Below are 21,471 nucleotides of genomic sequence, written 5' to 3'. Positions count from 1 at the left end.
CATTAGCATTTAATCAGTAGCGGTGATTTGGATTAGATTTTGTATCGAGTTTCCAATATTAAATATTTTTAACAGTAAAAAATGTTTCACTTGTTTTTTTACCATCAATAAACGCTTCAAATTTCCAAGTTCCAACAGAATCAAGTCCTTTTTTAAACTTATACGAGCATGACCAGACCATAGAGTAACTTTGTTGTTTTGTGTCGTGCATACAAACCCTCGCTACTCTGCCTTTGCTATCTGTTATTTTTAATTGAGATTGATACTCGTTTTTATTTTTTTCAAAATCCCATTTTACATAGCCATAAATCGTTTGATCTATATTTACAGTTTCAATCACTTTATTAGGCTTGTTTTTTCCTGTGATTTTGTCTGTAATATAGGTTGTAGCACTAACAATTTTTACAGGACTTTTTTTAGAAAAGTAAAAGAAACTAGAAATTAATATCACAACTAATATAAAAGAAGAAAAAAGTAAAATAAGTTTATTTCTTTTTTTGTTTTTATTCGTAATATAGTTGCTGTGAACATCATCAGCTATAGGTTTTATTTCTTCTATTGATAAACCTGTAACTTTTGAAATTGACTCTAACGTATCGTCTATATTTTGATTTAGTGATTTTTTTTCTTTACTCTGATTGTAGTATTTGAAAACTTCATCTTTTATTTCTTCTAATAATTTATCGTTCAATTTTAATTCCTTTTGTTTTTCAAAAACCTATTTTTATTTCATGATTTTACAACCCCCGATAATCCTACCAACCTTATAGGTGACTTTTGCTCATGTAGTCTTGTGCGAACTAGATTTAGACCATCTAAACAGCTAAGTCCCCCTTCGTGCCTATCGGATGAATCGAATAATCGAATTTGGTCGTCACAAAATATTCATCGTTAACGCCTCCTAGTGAGTTTGCCCAGTTATCAACTCCTAACAAAATGGGACATCCACGAATTATTATCCTTAAATTACTATATCAGAGCAAGAATCAGTATATCAATTGATTAGAAAATATATGGCAAAAAATTAAATTCTAATGTCTTCTTAGCGCACAAAGTGATCGTTAGTATTTCAAATGTGAACGACGACTTTGGTGGCTAAGCAGATTATTCTACGTTTACTATGATGAATGATATAAATAGTATTCCCGTTGTCTTAAAAGATACTCATTGCTACAAGTTAAAACAAAAATTCATCAAATCCTAAAAACAAAAAATCCCGCTATTTAAACCATTAAATAGCGGGATTTATATTTCTGATTAGGTTGGTTACAACATCTAATAAATCAGTTGATTAGTGAGTATGGCCACAACCGCCTTCACCATGAACGTGTCCATGAGTTAGCTCGTCTTCCGTTGCATCTCTTACTTCTAATACTTCAACTTCAAATTTTAATTCAATACCGGCTAATGGGTGGTTTCCATCAACGGTAATGGTGTCGTCTGTCATATCAACTACTATAACGGTTTGTTCGCCGTCGTCAGTTGTTGCACGTAGTTGTGCGCCAACTTCTAGATCATCAATTTCAGCAAACATTTCTTTTGGTACTGTTTGTACGTAGTCGTCAAAACGTTCGCCGTAACCTTCTTCAGGAGATACTGTTACTTCAAATTTATCACCTACTTCATGTCCTTCTAACGCATTTTCTAATCCAGGAATTAAGTAACCTGTACCATGAATGATAGATAGTGGTTCGTGATCGTATGAGCTATCAATTAATGTATCTTCACCATTTGATACAGCGTAATGGATAACGGCGACTTTGTTTGCAGTAATTTTCATAATAATGTCTGATTAAATCAGTCCTGAGTAGTTAAAGTGTAGGGTAAAGGTTGTATATGTAATGATGCTTCATTCGCGTCTTTAATGCGAAGGTTTGTCGTTTCGTCGGTGTCGCTTGCTAATACGGCTTGCAGGTAATAGTCACCATTGTCGGCAGTATAACTTGTTAGTAGGTCGCCTGCTTTGCGCCAGTTTTCGCCCAGTTGTTTTTCAATAATGCTGTCGGCGTTAATTACTGTGTCGCCATTGCCTTTTAAGCTGTATAACGCGCGTTTGTTTTTACCAAGGTATTGCATTCTTGCAACGGTTTCTTGGCCTAAGTAACAGCCTTTGGTAAAGCTAATGGCATTGACTGCCTGCAAGTTTAACATTTGTGGTACGTAAGCTGAAATTGAAGATTCGTTTAATGTAGGAAATCCTTCGTTAATTTCAAGTAAGTTCCAAACCGCATGAGCATAGGTGGTTATATTAAGTTTGCTGGCAAGCGCTGAGATTTTGTCTGCTTCGTTAATGATTATATATCGAGGTGTTTTTCCTTCAATATAAACAAGCGTTGTAGAATCTATAGTTTCAACAGGAGAGCTTTCGCACGGTAAGGTTGAAAAATGTTGAGCTAATGTTGTTTTAGCTTCTTGCCCGCAAACGGCTAAATACGCTAGGTTTTCAACTGCTTCAATAGTGACTTTAGCAAATACACCAAACTTTTTTAGTTCGGCAAGTGATGCGGCTAATGTTGCTTTTGGCTGTATTAATAAGTTGGCTTTGTTACGCATAATAAAACGGAAAGCTGAAAATACTTTGCCTTTAGCATCGCAATGAGAGCCATTAAGTAAGCTATTTTCGTTAGCGCTATTTACATCACAAGTGACTTGCCCTTGTAGGTATTTGTTTTGCTCTTCGCCTATTAGTGATATTGCGGCGAAGTCGTCAAGGGTAATAGCAAAAACACGAGGGAGTTGTTCAAAAGAGGGTAAAGATTGATCTATTTTTATAGTCATGATGTGTGGCATTTTTTGCGAAAAACATTAGTTAATAAGTAAGGCCAATTAAAAAAAATACAAGCTTATATGAACTAAATTGTTAGAATAGGCGGATATTCTTTATTTTACTTTGAATTTTACAGGTGCTGTATGACCCTTATTGATAATAAACCAAGGTTACGATGGGCTTGTCGTCGTGGAATGTTAGAGCTTGATCTTTTGTTTTTACCTTTTGTAGATGAGGCTTACGACGAACTTTGTGAAGAAGATAAAGCTATTTTTGAACGTTTACTCGTTTGCCAAGATCCTGAGTTGTTTGCTTGGTTTATGGGACATGAAAAGTGTGAAGACAGTGAACTCAACTCCTTGGTCCAACTTATACTCAAACGCGTTAAGCTTTAAGATAAAAATATACTCGTCGTTGTTACCTAGAGTTATTATTTTTTCTGTGATTTATTTACTTGTTGTAATATTAACGAGTGTTTTATTATTTGAGTTTAACCCTGCTTTAATTCAGTTATTTGCTACAACAGCTATGATACTTTTTATAGTTGTTGTTGGCTTTTTTAGCGCGTCTTTTTCTAAGTTGAGGGGAAGCCCTCAGTATTTCCTCCAAGAATTTATTTTACTACCTGATGGCTTTGTTGAATTAGAGGGCAAGGTATATAAAATGCAATTAAATAGCCGAATAGGCATATTAGGTTGTTGGTTGTGTTTAACGGGTGAGGAGAATAATAAGCCAAACGGTAGAAAAAAATCAGAAACCCACTTTATTTTTAAAAGCAGTGTTTCTGATTATCATTATTCTCAACTGTGTCGAATGATCAAACGAAATACCTTTCATGCTAACGAGCTGTGATAGCAAATTCGGAGCATTTTTACTGGCTAAATAACCTGAGTTGGTATTAATACCGTTGTTTTTATTTCGTTGCTCAATTCTGGGTAATCTAATGTGTAGTGCAGGCCGCGGCTTTCTTTACGTTCCATCGCACTTTTTATTATAAGTTCAGCGACTTGTACTAAGTTACGTAATTCTAATAAATTATTGCTTACTCTAAAATTTTGGTAATACTCGTCTATTTCACGTTGTAGTAATTCAACACGATGTAAAGCGCGCTCTAATCGTTTAGTTGTTCTTACAATGCCCACGTAATCCCACATAAATAGTCGTAGTTCATGCCAGTTATGTTGAATAACAACTTCTTCATCTGAGTCGGTTACTCGGCTGTCATCCCAAGCTGGAAGTGCGAAGTATTTAACTTCTCTTTTTAGAGTTGCTTCTATATCTTGCGCTGCGCCACGTGCAAACACTAAGCATTCTAATAAAGAGTTACTTGCTAGCCTATTCGCGCCATGTAAACCGGTATAAGCAACTTCTCCTATTGCATATAGGTTGTTGAGATCGGTTTTACCTTGTTTATCTATCATTACTCCACCGCAGGTATAATGAGCAGCAGGTACAATAGGAATAGGTTGCTTAGTTATATCAATACCAAGTTTGAGTATTTTTTGGTAAATAGTAGGAAAGTGTTGTTTGATAAAATCATCAGGCCTATGACTAATGTCTAAATACATACAATCTGCACCTAAGCGTTTCATCTCGTAATCAATTGCTCGTGCAACTATATCTCTTGGTGCTAACTCTGCTCGCTCATCAAAACTGGGCATAAAACGACTACCATCAGGACGTCGTAACAATGCGCCTTCACCGCGAAGAGCTTCTGTTAATAAGAACGTTCCTGCTTCTGCATGAAATAAACACGTAGGGTGGAATTGGTTAAATTCCATGTTTGCTACTCTACAGCCTGCTCGCCAAGCCATGGCAATACCGTCGCCACTCGCAACATCTGGGTTAGATGTGTATTGGTATACTTTACTTGCACCACCTGTGGCTAAAATGATTTTTTGAGCTGCAATACTCTCAACTTTTTCTGTATTTCTATTCCAAATATAAGCGCCAATACATTCAGATTTTTTACCTTCATTTGTTTTGGTGATCAAATCGATTGCATTGTAACGTTCGAATAAGCGTATTCTGTTATTGTTTTTGATTTGATCAACTAACGTGGTTTGAATAGCTTTGCCTGTAGCGTCGGCTGAATGCAAAATTCTACGGTGGCTATGACCGCCTTCACGAGTCAAGTGGTACTTTATATCAGTATTTGTTGATTCTTCTTTATCAAAATTGACTCCTTGGCCAATAAGCCATTCCATGCATTCTTTAGCATTTTCAGCGGTATAACGAACAACATCTTCATCACATAACCCTGCACCAGCAACTAAAGTATCTGCTACATGAGAGTCTATATTATCATTTTCATCAAATACCGCGGCCACTCCACCTTGCGCGTAGTAGGTAGAACCTGCATTTACTCGTGATTTGCTTAGTACTACAACGTCAGCATTTTTGGATAAATGTAAAGCAAGAGATAAACCTGCTGCGCCACTTCCGATAATTAATACGTCACAGTTATGTTGTTTGTTCATAATATTTCAATATTGATGTACTATATGACTTAAGATATTAACTTTTATTCATTGTCTATAACAGTAAAAATAAAGGCTTATAGCGCTATTCTTTAATTTATTGTTACATTTATTATTTTTTTTCGAACTTTTTCATATTAGGGCAGTCCTAATTAATGCGTTTGTCATGAGCCAGATGTTAAAGAAGTTAAGTATTATTTAGAGGAAAGGGCTCGGATGGGTGAACAAAACGTTGACCAACAATTAGTTGAACGCGTACAGAGTGGTGATAAAAATGCTTTTAACCTTTTGGTATCTAAATACCAGCATAAGGTAGCAAATTTAGTTTCCCGATATGTAAAAAATCAAAGTGATGTGCCTGATATTGTGCAAGAAGCCTTTATTAAAGCGTATCGAGCATTACCTAATTTTAGAGGTGATAGCGCTTTTTATACTTGGCTTTATAGAATAGCCGTAAATTGTGCTAAAAATCACTTAGTAGCAACTGGACGTAAACCACCAGGTTCAGATGTTGAAATTGAAGATGCAGAGATTTATGATAGTGGTGATGCTTTAAGAGAAAACGCATCCCCTGAAAAATTATTATTAACGAACGAAATTAAAAAAGTAGTATTTAATACAATTGAGCAGTTACCTGAAGATTTACGCACAGCGATAAATTTAAGGGAGCTTGAAGGATTAAGTTACGAAGAAATAGCCGTAATTATGGAATGTCCTGTTGGTACAGTACGTTCTAGAATATTTAGAGCACGTGATGCTGTAGATAAAAAAATACGACCATTACTTCAAAGTTAAGTAACTAATTTAGTTACAACGCTAATTTTAAGGTGCATGTATGAGTGAAAATAAGTTTGAGACAGTTTCTTCTTGTGTAGATAATTACATACAACAAGATGAGTCTTTTGATGAAATTATCAAAGATAGTGAATTGTCTGATACTTGGGGACGTTATCAATTGATGGGTGACATCATGAGAAACGATGTACCTCAAACATTACAATTAGATTTGTCTGCCAAAATTGCTGCTGCAATTGACAATGAACCCACTGTATTAGCTCCTAAAAATACAGTTAAAAAACAAAATTCTTTTAAAGCACGTATTGTAAGTTTTGTTAAGCCTTTGGGCCAAGTAGCTATTGCAGCCTCAGCTGCTGGATTAATGGTGTTAGGTGTTCAACAAAATAATGTTGTACAAACTGACGAAGTAGCACCTATTCAAAATATTCAAACAAGCCCATTTATAGGTATTGCTGAACCTGTTAGTTTTAATTATCAACAGCCTTCAAAAATGTCTCAAAAGCAAGCTTATATCGAACAACAACGTCGTTTACAGGCTTTATTGTTAGATCACAAACAACAAATTAAATTAACTGCAGCTACAAATTCTGAAGTAAATGAAGTGGTAGAGCCTGCAATTGAAACAACTCCTGAACATAAGGTTGAAAGCTTGCCTAAATGAGAACATTAATTTGCGTACTTTTGTTGAGTACTGGATTTTCAACAATAGCCGCAGAAGTAGAGCAACAAGCTTCAACTTGGCTTAATGCTCTATCTCAATCTTTAAAAACGCGTAATTTTAGTACTTCATTTGTGGTTATTAAAAATAATCATGCTGAACCTTATCATTGGTTTCATGGAGTCGACGACACGGGTAAAGAGTTAGAAATATTATCTTTACTTAACGGGCCTCGTCGTGACGTACTAAGAAAAGATGGCGTGGTTAGCTACATCGAACCTGAATTGCCTCCTTATTCTGTAGAAACATATCAAGTTAGTGGACCTATCCCTTCAATATTTAGTGGTGATATTAGCTCTTTAGAGAAAAGCTATAACTTTATTTCATTAGGTAAAAGTCGTGTGTTAGGCCGCCCTGCGCAAATTATACGTATTGTATCTAAAGATAAAAACCGATTTGGTTATCGTTTGTGGTTAGATCAAGAATCTAATATGTTGCTGAAAATGTCTGTTATTACGAGAGAAGGCATTGTTTTAGAGCAAGTACAGTTTACACATTTAGAGTTTTCGAAAGACTTACCCGAACCGTTAAAACAACTTCAAGTAACTGACTTACCTCATGTGGTCGATGTTCCTAAAGGTATTATTGATAGTGATTTACAGTGGAAAGTTAACTGGTTACCAAGTGGTTTTGAAAATGTAAGATCTAATTATCATCGTCTTTCTATTACGAAACAAGCTACAGAATTTATGTTATTTTCTGATGGCTTAGTTGATGTGTCGGTATATATTAATAAAAGCCCTGTAAATCAACGTGAACCTGAATTTGTAATGAATGGGGCTACTGGGGTATATAGCCAAGTTGTTAAAGGTGTTGAAGTTAGCATTGTCGGAAAAATACCTTCAATGACAGCACAAGCTATTGCTGATTCGGTTAGTTTGTTGTCTGGTGCTAAGAGACCCTAATGGAAGAACTTGCTACTGTTGTTCATGTTGAAAACCATCAGGTTTCTGTAACCAGTGAAGTTAAATCAGCTTGTTCAGGATGTCAGCAAGTTGATAACTGTGGAAGTGGGCAGGTTGCTAAGGCCTTTCCTACTAAAAAGCTTTCGTTAGTGTTGCAGAGTGACTTACCCGTGAAGGTTGGAGATACTGTTATACTTGGTCTTTCTGATGACTGTTTACTGCAAAGTGCTTGGCAAGTGTATTTATTTCCGTTGTTTGGACTTATTTTTTTTGCAGGAGTAGGGCAGTATTTTATCAATAATGCGTTATTTCCTCATGAGCTTTTTGGCGTGATACTTTCTGTATTAGGTGGTTATTTAGGTTATGTTCTCGCAAAAAAGAAACAATCTTCTCCTACAAATAAAGCGAAATTAACACCTAAAATTTTACGTATTCTTACAGAAAAAATTCCCGTAACTGAAAGTTAATTGAGTATAAAGATAGCCCCCGTTCACTAAATTCGCTAAAATCCCGCTATTGTTAATTTTATAATAGTTATACTTGAACCTCCATCTATGAAAAATATCCGAAACTTTTCGATAATAGCCCATATCGACCATGGTAAATCAACTCTTTCCGATCGTCTGATCCAGCATTGTGGCGGTTTACAAGATCGTGAAATGTCAGCACAGGTTCTTGATTCAATGGACATTGAACGCGAACGTGGCATTACGATTAAAGCGCAAAGTGTGACTTTAGATTATAAAGCTAAAGATGGTGAAATTTATCAGCTTAACTTTATCGATACTCCAGGCCATGTTGATTTTTCATATGAAGTATCACGTTCATTAGCATCTTGTGAAGGTGCTTTGTTGGTTGTAGATGCCGGACAAGGTGTTGAAGCTCAAACGGTTGCTAACTGTTATACGGCTATTGAGATGGAATTAGAAGTTATTCCAATCTTAAATAAAATTGATTTACCGCAAGCTGACCCTGATCGTGTTTCAGAAGAAATAGAAGATATTATTGGTATTGATGCTACAGGTGCTGTGCAATGTTCAGCAAAAACTGGTATTGGTATTGAAGATGTTTTAGAAACGATTGTTGCTAATATTCCACCACCTGTTGGTGAAAGAGATGCTCCGTTACAAGCGCTTATTATCGATTCATGGTTTGATAACTACCAAGGTGTTGTGTCTTTAGTTCGTATTATGAATGGCGAAGTTAAAAAAGGCGATAAAATGGTGGTTATGTCTACAGGACAAACACATCTTATCGACAAAGTGGGGATTTTCACACCTAAGCAGACAGATACTGGCATTCTTAGAACCGGTGAGGTTGGCTTTATTATCGCTGGTATTAAAGAAATTCATGGTGCGCCGGTTGGTGATACCATCACTATTTCTAAGAAAGAAGCAGCTAAACAACTTCCTGGTTTTAAAAAAGTACAGCCGCAAGTTTATGCCGGTATTTTTCCTGTAAGTTCAGAAGAGTATGAAAACTTCCGTGATGCGCTAAATAAGTTAAGCTTAAACGATGCCTCGTTACTTTTTGAACCGGAAAATTCATCAGCATTAGGTTTTGGTTTCCGTATAGGTTTCCTTGGCATGCTTCATATGGAGATTGTCCAAGAGCGTTTAGAGCGTGAATACAACCTAGACCTTATCACAACAGCACCTACCGTTAATTATGAAATTGCGTGTACTAATGGCGATGTATTATCGATTGATAATCCAAGTGATTTACCACCAATCAATAATATTGAAGAAATTCGTGAACCTATCGTTCAGGCTAATATTTTAGTGCCACAAGAACATTTAGGTAACGTTATTACCTTATGTATCGAAAAACGTGGTGTGCAAAAAGACATTATTTATCATGGTAACCAAGTTGCTGTAACTTACGAGTTACCTATGGCTGAAGTGGTAATGGACTTTTTTGATAAGTTAAAATCTACCAGTCGTGGTTATGCGTCTTTAGATTATAACTTTGTACGTTTTGAGCCTGCAGACATGGTTCGAGTAGATGTAATGATTAACGGCGATCGTGTAGATGCGTTAGCAATGATCACGCATAGATCTCATTCAATTGCTCGTGGTCGTATGTTAGTTGAAAAGCTTAAAGAACTTATTCACAGACAAATGTTTGATATTGCGATTCAAGCAGCAATTGGTAATAACGTTATTGCACGTACTACAGTAAAACAATTACGTAAAAACGTAACAGCAAAATGTTACGGTGGTGATATTTCTCGTAAGAAGAAATTATTACAGAAACAAAAAGACGGTAAAAAACGTATGAAACAGGTAGGTAATGTTGAAATACCGCAAGAAGCATTTTTATCAGTATTGAAACTAGAAAACTAGTTTCAATTTAACAGGACAAAATGGAATCCCTATGGCAGTTTATTTTTCAATATTTTTAGTTATTGTTACCTTAGTAACTGGAATAATTTGGCTAGCAGATAAGTTTTATTTAGCGCCTCAGCGCCAATTAAAACTAGCAAATACTAAAGCGCAATGTGAAGGTGAATTAACATCTGAACTTGAAGCATCATTAACTGAACCTTCTGCAATGGTTGATACAGCGGTTCAGATTTTTCCAGTTATTGCTTTTGTTTTGATATTACGTTCTTTCTTATACGAACCTTTTCAAATACCGTCAGGCTCTATGATGCCAACATTACTTGATGGTGACTTTATTCTTGTGAATAAATTTAACTATGGATTACGCGACCCTGTTGCACGTAAAAAGTTTGTTGAAATTGGTTTACCAGAACGTGGTGATGTTGTGGTATTTAAATACCCTGTTGATCCGCAAGTAGATTATATTAAACGTGTTATAGGTTTACCGGGCGATCGTATTATTTACCGTAATAAGTCGTTATACATTAAGCAAGTGTGTAAACCTGCGGATAAAGCCTGTTCTGATTTTGAGCAAGTTGTTCAAACATTTAAACCTGAAGATTCAACGCCAGATGGCTCATACGGGTTAAGTCGTTACACCTCTGAAATGCCAAATAAAACTCACGATATACTGATTAATAATGGTATTACAGCTCGCACAGAGCATTATTACAAACAAGCAGGTACTCAACGTGATGAATTTGTTGTTCCTGAAGGTCAGTACTTTGTTATGGGCGACAACCGAGATAATAGTTTAGATGGTCGCTTTTGGGGCTTTGTACCAGAAGAAAACTTAGTCGGTGAAGCGGTAGCTATTTGGATGAGTTTTACCTTTGATAGAGCTGCTGACAGTATTTTACCTCATTGGATACCAACTGGGGTTAGGTTTGAACGTTTAGGTGGAATAAATTAATTGATCAAAAATACACCTCATGCCCTTGCTGCCTTGTCTAAACGTATTGGTTACACTTTTAATGATCAAAGCTTGTTACTGCAAGCATTAACTCATCGAAGTGCTAAAGGTTTACATAATGAACGCTTAGAGTTTTTGGGCGATTCTATTTTAGGTTTTGTTATAGCAGAAGCTTTATTTCATCAATTTCCAAAACATGATGAAGGCGATTTAACACGAATGAGATCTAGCTTAGTTAAAGGTGTAACCCTTGCTGAGCTTGGACGAAACTTTAAATTAGGTGAGCATTTAATATTAGGTGCTGGCGAGTTAAAAAGTGGTGGTCATAAACGTGACTCAATTCTTGAAGACGCTGTTGAAGCTATAATAGGCGCGGTTTACTTAGATTCAGATCAGCAAAGATGTAAAACGTTAATACTTGAATGGTTTAGTGAGCGTTTAACTAATATAAAACCAGGTAACGGACAAAAAGATCCTAAAACACGTTTACAAGAATACTTACAAGGCAGAAAAATCGATTTGCCTGAATACGAAGTATTAGAAATTACCGGGCAATCACATAATCAACAATTTACGGTTAAATGCATTACAAGTGTTATTAACACCGAAGTTGTTGCTAAAGGCACTAGCCGACGTAAGGCTGAACAATCAGCAGCTCAACAAGTACTGGATTTAATTCAAAAATGACAACAGAAATAAAACATTGTGGGCTAATTGCTATTGTTGGGCGTCCTAATGTGGGTAAATCTACATTACTTAACAGTTTGCTAGGGCAAAAAATTAGTATTACTTCTAAAAAGCCTCAAACGACACGTCATCGTATATTAGGTATTTTAACTGAAGAAAATAGCCAAGCCGTTCTCGTTGATACACCAGGCTTACACACAGATGAAAAACGTGCTATTAACCGCTTAATGAACCGAGCTGCAAGTAGTTCTATCGCTGAAGTAGAGCTTATTGTGTTTCTTGTGGAAGGGACGCATTGGACCACAGATGACGAGCTTGTACTCAGTAAAATTAAAAAAAGTGGCGCACCTTGTGTTTTAGTCGTTAATAAAATTGATAACGTACAAAACAAAGAAGATCTATTACCTCATTTACAAAAATTAGGTACTCGACATACGTTCCAAGACATTATCCCTATTTCTGCCAGTAAAGGTGATAATGTCGATAAAATTCATGATTTATGCATGAGCGCTTTACCTGAAGGTGATTTTTGGTTCCCTGAAGATTACATTACCGATCGTTCAAGCCGATTTATGGCGTCAGAAATTATTAGAGAAAAACTTATTCGTTTCACTGGTGACGAACTACCTTATTCAACCACTGTTGAAATAGAGCAGTTTAAAATGGACGAAAAAGGTGTTTATCACATTAATGCTCTTATTCTTGTTGAACGCGAAACGCAAAAAAGAATGGTTATTGGAAATAAAGGCGCAAGGTTAAAAACAATAGGTCAAGAAGCTCGTAGAGATATGGAAGCTTTATTTGGTCAGCAAGTGTTTTTAGAAACTTGGGTAAAAGTGAAGACTGGCTGGGCTGATGATGAACGTGCACTACGAAGCTTAGGTTATGGCGATGATTACTCAGGTTAACGATCTGTATTAAATACAATGGAAATATTTGAGCAACAAGCTTTTGTTCTTCACAGTAGACCCTTCAAAGATAACCAACTAATTGTTGATTTGTTAACTGAGCAAAGTGGTAAAGTTTCCGCTATTGTTTATACAGGTAAAACACAAAAATCTAATAAAAAAGGGCTGTTGCAGCCTTTTTTGCCTTTACAAATAGTTCTAAAGGGTAAAGGACAACTTAAAAATTTAAGTCGTATAGAAACCAATCAACGCTCGTTTGATCTTAAAGGGAACTATGTTTTTAGTGGTTTTTATCTTAATGAATTATTAGTTAAATTACTTGGTGAACACATTGAATGCCCTGAACTTTTTCATCAATATAAGCAAAGTTTAAAGGCATTAGCAGAACAAACATCAATAGAGAAAATACTTAGAAATTTTGAAATGATATTGTTGGATGAGCTAGGCCAAAGTTTTGATTTTAGTAACGTATTTGAGTCACCAGAACCATTCTATTATTACGTACTTGACGAAGGCTTTATTCCTGCTATTAGTAAGCTTACGTTACCTAAATATAGTAAAGAACATCTTTTAGCTATTGCTCAGCAAAATATAGAAGATGAACAAGTATTGAGAACATTTAAGTTATTAATGAGACAAGTGATCAATAACCTATTAGGTGGCAAGCCGCTAAATAGCAGAAAATTATTTACTCGATAACCGTTCTTAACAACCTAAAAACACATTAATTATACAAACAGTAAAAATAAGAGTTAATTATGAATGATATTTTATTAGGCGTTAATGTTGACCACATAGCAACGTTACGACAAGCTAGAGGCACAAACTTCCCTGATCCTGTCTATGCTGCAACGGTTGCAGAACATGCTGGTGCAGACGGTATTACGGTTCATTTACGTGAAGACCGACGTCATATTCAAGATAGAGATATTCATGTACTTAAGCAAACGCTAAATACTCGTATGAACTTAGAAATGGCCGTAACGGATGAAATGCTTGATATTGCTTGTGATGTTAAACCTGTTTTTTGTTGTTTAGTACCTGAAAAACGTGAAGAATTAACAACCGAAGGCGGTTTAGATGTTGTTGGGCAGCTTGACAAAATTACGCAAGCCGTGAATCGTTTATCTGCAGTAGGTACACAAACCAGCTTGTTTATTGATGCCGATATAAAGCAAATAGATGCAGCGATTGCGACTAAAGCTCCGTATATTGAAATTCATACAGGTAAATATGCTGATGCTGTTAACGAAGAAGAGCAATTGGCCGAGTTAGAACGCTTAACCAAAGGGATTAAATACGCCCATAGCAAAGGTTTGAAAGTAAATGCAGGGCACGGGTTAAATTATTTTAATGTTAAGCCTATTGCCGCTATTCCTGAAATTATCGAATTAAATATTGGTCATAGTATTATTGCCCGTGCGGTAATTGATGGACTAGATAAAGCGATCCGCGATATGAAACGCCTTATGCTTGAAGCGCGTGGAATAAAATAAAATATCATATTGTTAGGGTAGTGGAGTATGTCAGTTATTGGAATCGGAACCGACATTGTAGAAATTAATAGAATTACTGCAATGTCGGAAAAAATGAGAGAGCGCCTTGCTTTAAGGGTACTTACTGACACGGAATACAAACGCTACTCTACATTAAAACAACCTGAACGTTATTTGGCCAAACGATGGGCAGGTAAAGAAGCTTTATCTAAGGCATTAGGTACAGGTATCGCAAAAGGGGTATCTTTCCAACATATCGAGATTCAATCGTTAGCCTCTGGGCAACCTATTTTACAATTAACGGATAAAGCTTTAGAAATAGCAGAGTATTTAGGTGCTAATAAATGGCACATTACTTTGTCAGACGAAGTTCATTACGCAACAGCCTTTGTTGTGCTTTCCGTTTAATAAATAATATCGCTTGTTATTAATGCGTTATTAAATTGTTAATTTATGTGGTGTTTTAATTTAATTTTTAATCTATTGATTATAAAGGTCTTATTTGTACATTTTAAAGAGGCTTTTGTTTACATTTTTTAACGATATTCTTTAACAATTTTATATTTAAAGTCTATACTTAATACAATTAGATTTTATTTAGGGATAGCGGAGGTGATTATGGAAGAAAAGAAGTCTCCTATTACTGAGCGACGTAACGAATCCGCAAAGGCACCTGTTTGGTGGTCTAAATTAACATTAGCGCAAAAGTTTTCTGCGAGTAGTTTAGGTAAGTTTGGATATGAGTTGTTATTTATTAGGCATGTGAAAGGTCAGGATATAGCGGTATTACAATGTAACGGAGGTATCGCAACTATAACTCCAGATGGAGAAATTAATACAACAGCTAAAATAAAATTAAGGTCTAAATAACTTATTTATTTTTTTATAGTTGAATATTTAATTTTGCAGTAGGCACATTAAGTGAACTTAATACTTGAGGTGCCACTTTAATGACATTGTCTAGATGCTCAAAAAACTCAAAGAACTCAGGTTCTAGCTCCTCAACCCCCATTCCTTGTTTAAGATATGTTTCAATTTGGTGAGTCACTTTACTTAAATTTGGCACTCCAGAATAGCAGCAAGCACCATTGAGTTTATGAATTAAGGCCTTTAATTGTTCTAAATCTTGTGAGGTCATTGCTTCTGTAATATGTACCTTTGCTTCAGGCAGGCTTTTGGTTAACCCAAGTAGCATTTCTTTTGCTAGTTCTTCTTTGTTTCCTGCTCTTTTTAATGCCAAAGACCAATCTATAATTGCTGTTGTGTATAAGCTACTTGATACTTCTGGTAGGGCTATTTCTGGGTTATTAGGTTTATGTTCGTTGAACTTAGCCATATCGCAATATTCATAAATAGCATGGCTTAACATCGATTCATCCAAGGGTTTAGACATATAAAAATTAAACCCTTGTTCAATTAGCTTGTCTTTTTCACCATGTAGAGCGTGGGCCGTTACTGCAATAATAGGCGTAGAGTCATTAAAGGTTTTAGCTCTAATGGCAGTTAATGCTGAAATACCATCCATTACTGGCATTTGTATGTCCATAAATATTAGGGCATATTTTTCTATTTTACATAACTCTACAGCTTCTAATCCGTTAGTTGCCGTTATCACTTCAGCAACTTGCTCAAGTAATAATGTTTTAATGAGTTTTAAATTAGCTTCATTATCATCAACAGCTAACACTTTAATAGGAAGTGTATTATGAAGCGTGTGAGTTATTTTTGTATCTACTGGTTTATTTTCTTTATCAGTGAAAGCTTTACTTAATTTTATCGGTGTAATGGGTTTGCTAATGCAATTTGTTGCCCCACTGGCTATCAATGATTCATATATGTGTGGTGAGTTACTGTTGATAGCCAGGTGAATAGTCACGGCATTTTTATTACATTGACTGATAGAATCTTTAAGCCCATCTAAAGCTATAGGGCTAATATCGTGGCCTATTAATATATGATCGTAATTATGTTGTTGTGACAATGCGGCAATAATCTGTTCAACACTCGTAACATGTGAAACTTCCATTCCCCAATCTGTCATTATTTGGGTGGTTGCCATTCTGCTGTGCATATGTGGTTCAAAGTATAAGACTTTTCTATTGGCTAACGATGTGGTCTGTAATTGCGATATAAGTGGTATAGGCGTCACTTCAGATTGGAAAGTAAACCAGAAGGTTGAACCTTTACCTTCTTCACTAGAAAATCCTATTTTTCCATGCATTTCAGAAACTAAACGTTGGGAAATAACTAAGCCTAAACCTGTACCGCCATATAAGCGTGTAATACTTTTATCTGCTTGGCCAAATGCTTCAAAAAGGGCCTCTTGTTGCTGGCTTTTTATGCCAACACCGGTATCAACAATGTTCACTTTTAATGTTGCTATTTTTTGATCATTTTGTTCGCATTTTATATCAATATTTACAGAGCCTTTTTCAGTAAATTTTATAGCGTTACTGGCTAAGTTAATAATAATTTGTTTAACACGCATAGCATCGCCAATAAGAGAATCAGGTACCGAAGACGTAATATTGAAGGAGAGTTCAATATTTTTTTGATGAGCGCTTGGTGCTAATAGGGTTAATGCTTCCTCAGTCGCTTCCCTTAATGAATAAGGTATTTTTTCGAGTACCATTTTTCCAGCGTCTAATTTAGAGAAGTCTAAAATATCGTTGATGATAGAAAGTAAGTTAGCTGCAGAACGCTCGATTGTGTATAAGTAATCTCTTTGGGTATCGGTAAGGGGGGTTTTAAGTACTTGTCGAGTAAAACCAATAACACCGTTAAGGGGAGTTCTTAATTCATGACTCATGTTAGCTAAAAATTCAGATTTTACTTTATTAGCATCTTGAGCTTTGCGTTTAGCAATATTTAATTCAACGTTTTGTATTTCGAATTGCTCTAAACTTTCTCGTAAGTCGATAGTGGCTTGATCAATGTGTCGTTGCATCTCATCATTAAAATCAACTAACGATTGAGCCATTGAATTTACACCATTTTTAAGAAAGTTTAGTTCGCCAATTAACTGCCCACTAACACGGCTTTCAAGTTTACCTTCTCTTATTCTATCTACCATTTGTACCATAGATAAAATAGGGCTGGTGATGTTCTTAATAAGTTGCGATGCAAAAATAAAATTAATTAATACGCCAAATAAAACAATAGAAAAAGCAATAAGTACTTCACTTTGTTGATTAAATTGAATTTTACTTTTATCTATTTGAATCGCTACATAACCAATAGGCGTTATTTTATTATTTAATGAATTGAATTCATCAATAATAGGCGCTCTAAAAATAACATAGTCATCGTATTCTACTTTTGATGTTTTCTCTGGAATGCTTTCTCCAGGTTTTAGTCTCATTAAGTTAGTATCACCATGATATGAACTAGTGACAAATATTTGATTATCTTGAGTAAATAAAGCAATACTTTTAACGATGGAAGATTGGCTACGATGTGAGAAGCTAATGAGGTGACGCAACTTTTCGCGTTGTTCATTTAATAAAGGTTCAGTGCTAGCTATAGCTAAAGGCTCAATAATACTTTGAGCCTGAGTTGTTAAAAAGTCATCTAATTCATTATAACGACTAAAAGAAAAATAAGCCGCTACACATAAGCAGATTAAAGTCGTAGGAATGATAGTGAGTAATATGACCCAGTCTTTAAGACTAATTTTATGCATGAATCTCTTAACTTAGTGTAGAATTACGAGTTTATATTCATTTGTATTTGTTTGTAATATACAAATATTCTTTTCATATCATGTCATATACACACGTAAATTTGTAGCGTTGGATCGATGGCAACTCAATAAAGATAAAAACATGGCTAATTTTTTTAACCCCAGCACTAAAAAACAACCTACAGGACAAGTTATATCAGTGTTAATTGATAGGCTTGATCATAATGGCATAGGTGTAGGAGAATATAAAAATAAGCCTATTTTTATTGCAAGTACATTACCTAAAGAAAAGGTTACGGCTAAAATTGTCGAGGCTAAAAGTAAATTTTATAAAGCGAATGTTATTGAGCTAGTTAACTCAAGTGAACATCGTGTAAAACCACCTTGTAAGCATTTTAAAACTTGCGGTGGTTGTGATTTACAGCACTTATCGTTTCAAGAACATTTAGCTTTTAAACAACAAAAGCTTATCGATTTATTTTCGCGAAATAACATTAATACCAATTTGCCTTGGCAAGAAAGTATCACTAGCGATGCACTGCACTATAGAAGAAAAGCGCGCATAGGTGTGCAATATAATAAGTTAGGCGAACCTATTGTGGGCTTTAGGCAAAAAGCGAGTAATAACTTAGTACAACTAAAAGAATGTATTGTATTGGTTGAACCTATCAAGCATGTGTTTACAATACTTACATCCCTGATCAAATCGCTAAGCTTAGTAAAATCTATTGGGCATGTCGAAATTATTTATACGCAACATATAAGCATAATAGTAAGGCAACTTATTCCGCTTAATGAGCAAGATAAAACGTTATGGAAGAACATTGCAGAGCAACATCAATGGCGAGTATACATTGATAACGGAAAAGAGGTTACGCCACTAACACCTGTTACACCTTTGTTTTATCAAATAAGTGAGCAGAGTGGAATATCTCAAAATCATGCTTCGGAATCGGTTATTAATATTTATTTTGAACCTAAAGACTTTATACAGGTTAATCATCACGTTAATAATCAAATGATCATGCAAGCGTTAAATTGGTTAGATTTACAAGAAGATGATCAGGTATTGGATTTATTTTGTGGTTTAGGAAATTTCAGTTTACCTATAGCGAGAAAAGTTAAAAGTGTTGTGGGTATTGAGGGTTTACAAACCATGGTCGATAAAGCTACCTATAACGCCCAAATGAGTAAGCTTGATAATACCGAATTTTTTCAAGCTGATTTAAATAGCAACTGGGGTAATCAAGCTTGGGCACATAAAAAATATTCGAAAGTTTTATTAGATCCTGCTAGAGCCGGAGCATACGAGGCTTTAGTTCAGTTAATAGATTTGGATATTTCACATATTGTTTATGTGAGTTGCGACCCAGCAACGTTAGCTAAAGACAGTCAATTACTTATCAATAATGGATATACTATAGAGAAAATAGCCATTATGGATATGTTTGCACAAACTAAGCACATTGAGACAATGGTATTGTTTAAAAAGTAGGATTTTATGGTTTCTGTTCGTCGTTCACATCAAACATCAATGCCAACTTTTGAGCTATGGCTAAAAACACTTGAGCTAACTGGCCCTAAGCAAAGAGCACTAGAGGCTTTATGGAAAGAAGTACATACTTTCTTTAATGATCAAGAAGAGTGTCTAATTAAGTCTAGAGAAATGGTTGAAATTCTTGCTGCTCTTAATCTTGATAAAGATTCACTTTGTGCCGCTTTTTTATGTCCATTATACGAATATGATTGTATTGAACTTAGCTTTATAGAAGAAAACTTTAATAAGTCAGTTTTCAATTTATGCCATGGCGTTAACCAAATGGATGCCATTAAAATTTTGCAAAAAAGGCGTAGCGATCAAGTTTCAGGTACACACATAGATAACGTACGTAAAATGCTATTGGCCATGGTTGATGATGTACGTGCAGTCGTAATTAAGTTATCTGAACGCTTATGCCATTTACGTTTAGTTAAAAACCTTGATGAAGAAACCAAAGTATTAACCGCCAAAGAAATTGTTAATATTTATGCTCCTTTAGCTAATCGCTTAGGTATAGGGCAATTAAAATGGGAACTAGAAGATTTATCTTTTAGATATTTACACCCGAATACTTATAAAAAAATTGCCAAGCTGTTAGATGAAAAAAGATTAGACCGTGAACAATACATGGTAGATTTTGTTGAAAACCTATCTTCTCAGCTAAAAAAACTAGAGGTGAGAGGAGAAGTGTTTGGTCGACCAAAACACATTTTTAGTATTTGGAAAAAAATGCAACAAAAGTCTTTAGACTTTGAGCAGCTTTTTGACGTAAGAGCCGTAAGGATCATTGTAGAGAGATTACAAGATTGTTATAGCGCTTTAGGTGTTGTTCATACGAATTGGAAGCATTTATCGAGCGAATTTGATGACTATGTTGCCACACCAAAAGCCAACGGTTATCAGTCAATTCATACGGTAATATTAGGGCCAGAAGGCAAGTCGGTTGAGATACAAATAAGAACGCAACAAATGGATGATGATGCTGAATTAGGTGTTGCGGCTCATTGGCGTTACAAAGAAGGCACTGCTTCAGGTAAAACAACCGGCTTTGACGATAAAATTAGCTGGTTAAGAAAAATATTACAATGGCAAGAAGATGTAACCGAAAGTGGTGAATTGATTGACGAGTTACGAAGCCAAGTGTTTGAAGATCGTATCTATGTATTTACCCCAAGCGGCGAAGTTATTGATTTACCGGTTAATTCTACCCCATTAGATTTCGCTTATTATATTCACTCTAATGTAGGGCATACCTGTATTGGAGCGAAAGTTTTTGGTCGTATTGTTCCTTTTACACATAAACTAAAAACAGGTGATCAAGTTGAAATTCTTCGTAGTAAAAGCGCAACGCCTAGTCGAGACTGGTTAAATCCTAATTTACATTATTTACATACTGCACGAGCACGGTCTAAAGTTCAGCATTTTTTTAAATTTGCAGATAAAGATAAAAATATTGCCGCAGGTAAAGAGTTACTCGATGCAGAGTTAAATAAAAACAATTTAACACAAGTTGATTTTTCACAAGCATTCGACCGCTTTAATGTGACCAGCGTAGAAGATTTATATGGAGCTATTGGATCTGGCGGTGCTCGATTACAACAAGTAGTTAATTTCTTTCTACAAAAAGAAAACGAATTAAAACCTTTTGAAGAAATAGATCCTCAATCTTTAGTTAAAGAGCCCAACCCATCGCAAAAGCTAAAAGCTGATTCAAATGGGGTTACCGTTTCTGGTGTTGGTAATTTAATGACACATATGGCTAAGTGTTGTCATCCTGTACCGGGAGATAATATTTTAGGCTTTATAACACAAGGGCGAGGTATCTCTGTTCACCGGATGGATTGTGACCAACTTGCTAATGCGCTTGATTTACAACCCGAGCGTGAAATTGAAGTACAGTGGGGCGATGAGCAGAAAGCAAGTTATCAGGTAACGGTTCAAGTGATAGCAAGTGACAGGCAAGGACTTGTACGAGATATTTCAACTATTATAGCGAACGAAAGAGTCAGTATAGTCGGTATGGATACACATTCAGATAATGTAAAACATACTACATCAATGCTATTGAAGCTTGAGTTAACCAACAATGAAATCTTAACAAGGTTGATTGATAAGTTACTACAGTTAGATGACATTATTAGCGCTAAACGTGTTTAGAGCACATTGATAAATGTACAGAATATTGGAAATAAG

General features: G+C 35.4%; 21 protein-coding genes. 16 read left to right on the top strand and 5 right to left on the bottom strand.

The features are described 5' to 3' along the window. Window positions 1–58: 58 nt before the first annotated feature. The 3 genes from B0X80_RS10840 to ygfZ form a co-directional block, all read right to left on the bottom strand. Window positions 59–691, bottom strand: a complete 633-nt coding sequence (locus tag B0X80_RS10840; RefSeq protein WP_077340211.1) for a hypothetical protein — start codon at window positions 689–691, stop codon at window positions 59–61. Between the two features lie 600 nt (window positions 692–1,291). Continuing rightward, window positions 1,292–1,780, bottom strand: coding sequence for an FKBP-type peptidyl-prolyl cis-trans isomerase (locus tag B0X80_RS10835; RefSeq protein ID WP_077340209.1), 489 nt, complete (start codon window positions 1,778–1,780; stop codon window positions 1,292–1,294). A gap of 17 nt (window positions 1,781–1,797) precedes the next feature. After that, window positions 1,798–2,778: a tRNA-modifying protein YgfZ gene (gene ygfZ, locus B0X80_RS10830; RefSeq protein ID WP_077340207.1), complete on the bottom strand. Its 981-nt coding sequence runs from the start codon at window positions 2,776–2,778 to the stop codon at window positions 1,798–1,800. A gap of 132 nt (window positions 2,779–2,910) precedes the next feature. Here ygfZ and B0X80_RS10825 point away from each other — a divergent pair, with 132 nt between their 5' ends. Both B0X80_RS10825 and B0X80_RS10820 read left to right on the top strand, forming a co-directional pair. Beyond that, a complete protein-coding gene (locus tag B0X80_RS10825) occupies window positions 2,911–3,162 on the top strand; it encodes an FAD assembly factor SdhE (RefSeq protein WP_076420326.1) in 252 nt (83 codons plus the stop codon). 46 nt (window positions 3,163–3,208) lie between these two features. Further along, window positions 3,209–3,619: a hypothetical protein gene (locus B0X80_RS10820; RefSeq protein WP_139345310.1), complete on the top strand. Its 411-nt coding sequence runs from the start codon at window positions 3,209–3,211 to the stop codon at window positions 3,617–3,619. A gap of 26 nt (window positions 3,620–3,645) precedes the next feature. On the opposite strand, the gene nadB is transcribed toward B0X80_RS10820, so the two are convergent. Beyond that, the gene (nadB, locus tag B0X80_RS10815) at window positions 3,646–5,247 is read right to left on the bottom strand and encodes an L-aspartate oxidase (RefSeq protein ID WP_077340203.1); all 1,602 of its coding nucleotides are present in this window, start codon (window positions 5,245–5,247) and stop codon (window positions 3,646–3,648) included. Between the two features lie 216 nt (window positions 5,248–5,463). Here nadB and rpoE point away from each other — a divergent pair, with 216 nt between their 5' ends. The 12 genes from rpoE (at window position 5,464) to B0X80_RS10755 (ending at window position 14,926) form a co-directional block, all read left to right on the top strand. Beyond that, window positions 5,464–6,042, top strand: coding sequence for an RNA polymerase sigma factor RpoE (gene rpoE / locus B0X80_RS10810; protein WP_076420332.1), 579 nt, complete (start codon window positions 5,464–5,466; stop codon window positions 6,040–6,042). Between the two features lie 40 nt (window positions 6,043–6,082). Beyond that, window positions 6,083–6,706, top strand: a complete 624-nt coding sequence (locus tag B0X80_RS10805; protein WP_077340201.1) for a sigma-E factor negative regulatory protein — start codon at window positions 6,083–6,085, stop codon at window positions 6,704–6,706. Next, on the top strand, window positions 6,703–7,668 hold the full coding sequence (locus B0X80_RS10800) for a MucB/RseB C-terminal domain-containing protein (RefSeq protein WP_077340199.1): 966 nt from the start codon (window positions 6,703–6,705) through the stop codon (window positions 7,666–7,668). Before B0X80_RS10805 ends, B0X80_RS10800 begins: the two co-directional genes overlap by 4 nt. Further along, window positions 7,668–8,135, top strand: coding sequence for a SoxR reducing system RseC family protein (locus tag B0X80_RS10795; RefSeq protein ID WP_077340197.1), 468 nt, complete (start codon window positions 7,668–7,670; stop codon window positions 8,133–8,135). Before B0X80_RS10800 ends, B0X80_RS10795 begins: the two co-directional genes overlap by 1 nt. Before the next feature lie 87 nt (window positions 8,136–8,222). Next, on the top strand, window positions 8,223–10,013 hold the full coding sequence (lepA, locus tag B0X80_RS10790; protein WP_077340195.1) for a translation elongation factor 4: 1,791 nt from the start codon (window positions 8,223–8,225) through the stop codon (window positions 10,011–10,013). 31 nt (window positions 10,014–10,044) lie between these two features. Next, entirely contained in the window at window positions 10,045–10,965 is a 921-nt protein-coding gene (gene lepB / locus B0X80_RS10785) for a signal peptidase I (RefSeq protein ID WP_077340193.1), read from the top strand. Continuing rightward, a complete protein-coding gene (rnc, locus tag B0X80_RS10780; RefSeq protein WP_425439712.1) occupies window positions 10,966–11,652 on the top strand; it encodes a ribonuclease III in 687 nt (228 codons plus the stop codon). After that, on the top strand, window positions 11,649–12,560 hold the full coding sequence (gene era, locus B0X80_RS10775) for a GTPase Era (protein WP_077340192.1): 912 nt from the start codon (window positions 11,649–11,651) through the stop codon (window positions 12,558–12,560). Before rnc ends, era begins: the two co-directional genes overlap by 4 nt. Window positions 12,561–12,578: 18 nt before the next feature. Then, a complete protein-coding gene (gene recO, locus B0X80_RS10770; RefSeq protein ID WP_245825439.1) occupies window positions 12,579–13,259 on the top strand; it encodes a DNA repair protein RecO in 681 nt (226 codons plus the stop codon). Window positions 13,260–13,318: 59 nt separating this feature from the next. Continuing rightward, window positions 13,319–14,056, top strand: coding sequence for a pyridoxine 5'-phosphate synthase (gene pdxJ, locus B0X80_RS10765; protein WP_077340191.1), 738 nt, complete (start codon window positions 13,319–13,321; stop codon window positions 14,054–14,056). 27 nt (window positions 14,057–14,083) lie between these two features. Further along, entirely contained in the window at window positions 14,084–14,464 is a 381-nt protein-coding gene (acpS, locus tag B0X80_RS10760; protein ID WP_077340190.1) for a holo-ACP synthase, read from the top strand. 210 nt (window positions 14,465–14,674) lie between these two features. Beyond that, window positions 14,675–14,926, top strand: a complete 252-nt coding sequence (locus B0X80_RS10755) for a hypothetical protein (RefSeq protein ID WP_175623927.1) — start codon at window positions 14,675–14,677, stop codon at window positions 14,924–14,926. Window positions 14,927–14,939: 13 nt separating this feature from the next. Here the strand turns inward: B0X80_RS10755 and barA are convergent, their stop codons facing one another. Then, window positions 14,940–17,738, bottom strand: a complete 2,799-nt coding sequence (gene barA, locus B0X80_RS10750; RefSeq protein WP_077340189.1) for a two-component sensor histidine kinase BarA — start codon at window positions 17,736–17,738, stop codon at window positions 14,940–14,942. A gap of 142 nt (window positions 17,739–17,880) precedes the next feature. Here barA and rlmD point away from each other — a divergent pair, with 142 nt between their 5' ends. Together rlmD and relA are read left to right on the top strand one after the other, a co-directional pair. Then, window positions 17,881–19,233 (top strand): 23S rRNA (uracil(1939)-C(5))-methyltransferase RlmD, encoded by a 1,353-nt coding sequence (gene rlmD, locus B0X80_RS10745; RefSeq protein ID WP_077340188.1) that lies wholly within the window; start codon window positions 17,881–17,883, stop codon window positions 19,231–19,233. Between the two features lie 6 nt (window positions 19,234–19,239). Next, complete coding sequence (relA, locus tag B0X80_RS10740) at window positions 19,240–21,435, top strand: GTP diphosphokinase (protein WP_077340187.1); 2,196 nt, start codon at window positions 19,240–19,242, stop codon at window positions 21,433–21,435. The last annotated feature ends 36 nt before the right edge of the window (window positions 21,436–21,471 follow it).

The organism is Pseudocolwellia agarivorans (genome assembly GCF_002000085.1).
In the GTDB taxonomy this organism is placed as follows: Bacteria; Pseudomonadota; Gammaproteobacteria; order Enterobacterales; family Alteromonadaceae; genus Pseudocolwellia; species Pseudocolwellia agarivorans.
This window is presented reverse-complemented; position numbering and strand designations above follow the sequence as displayed.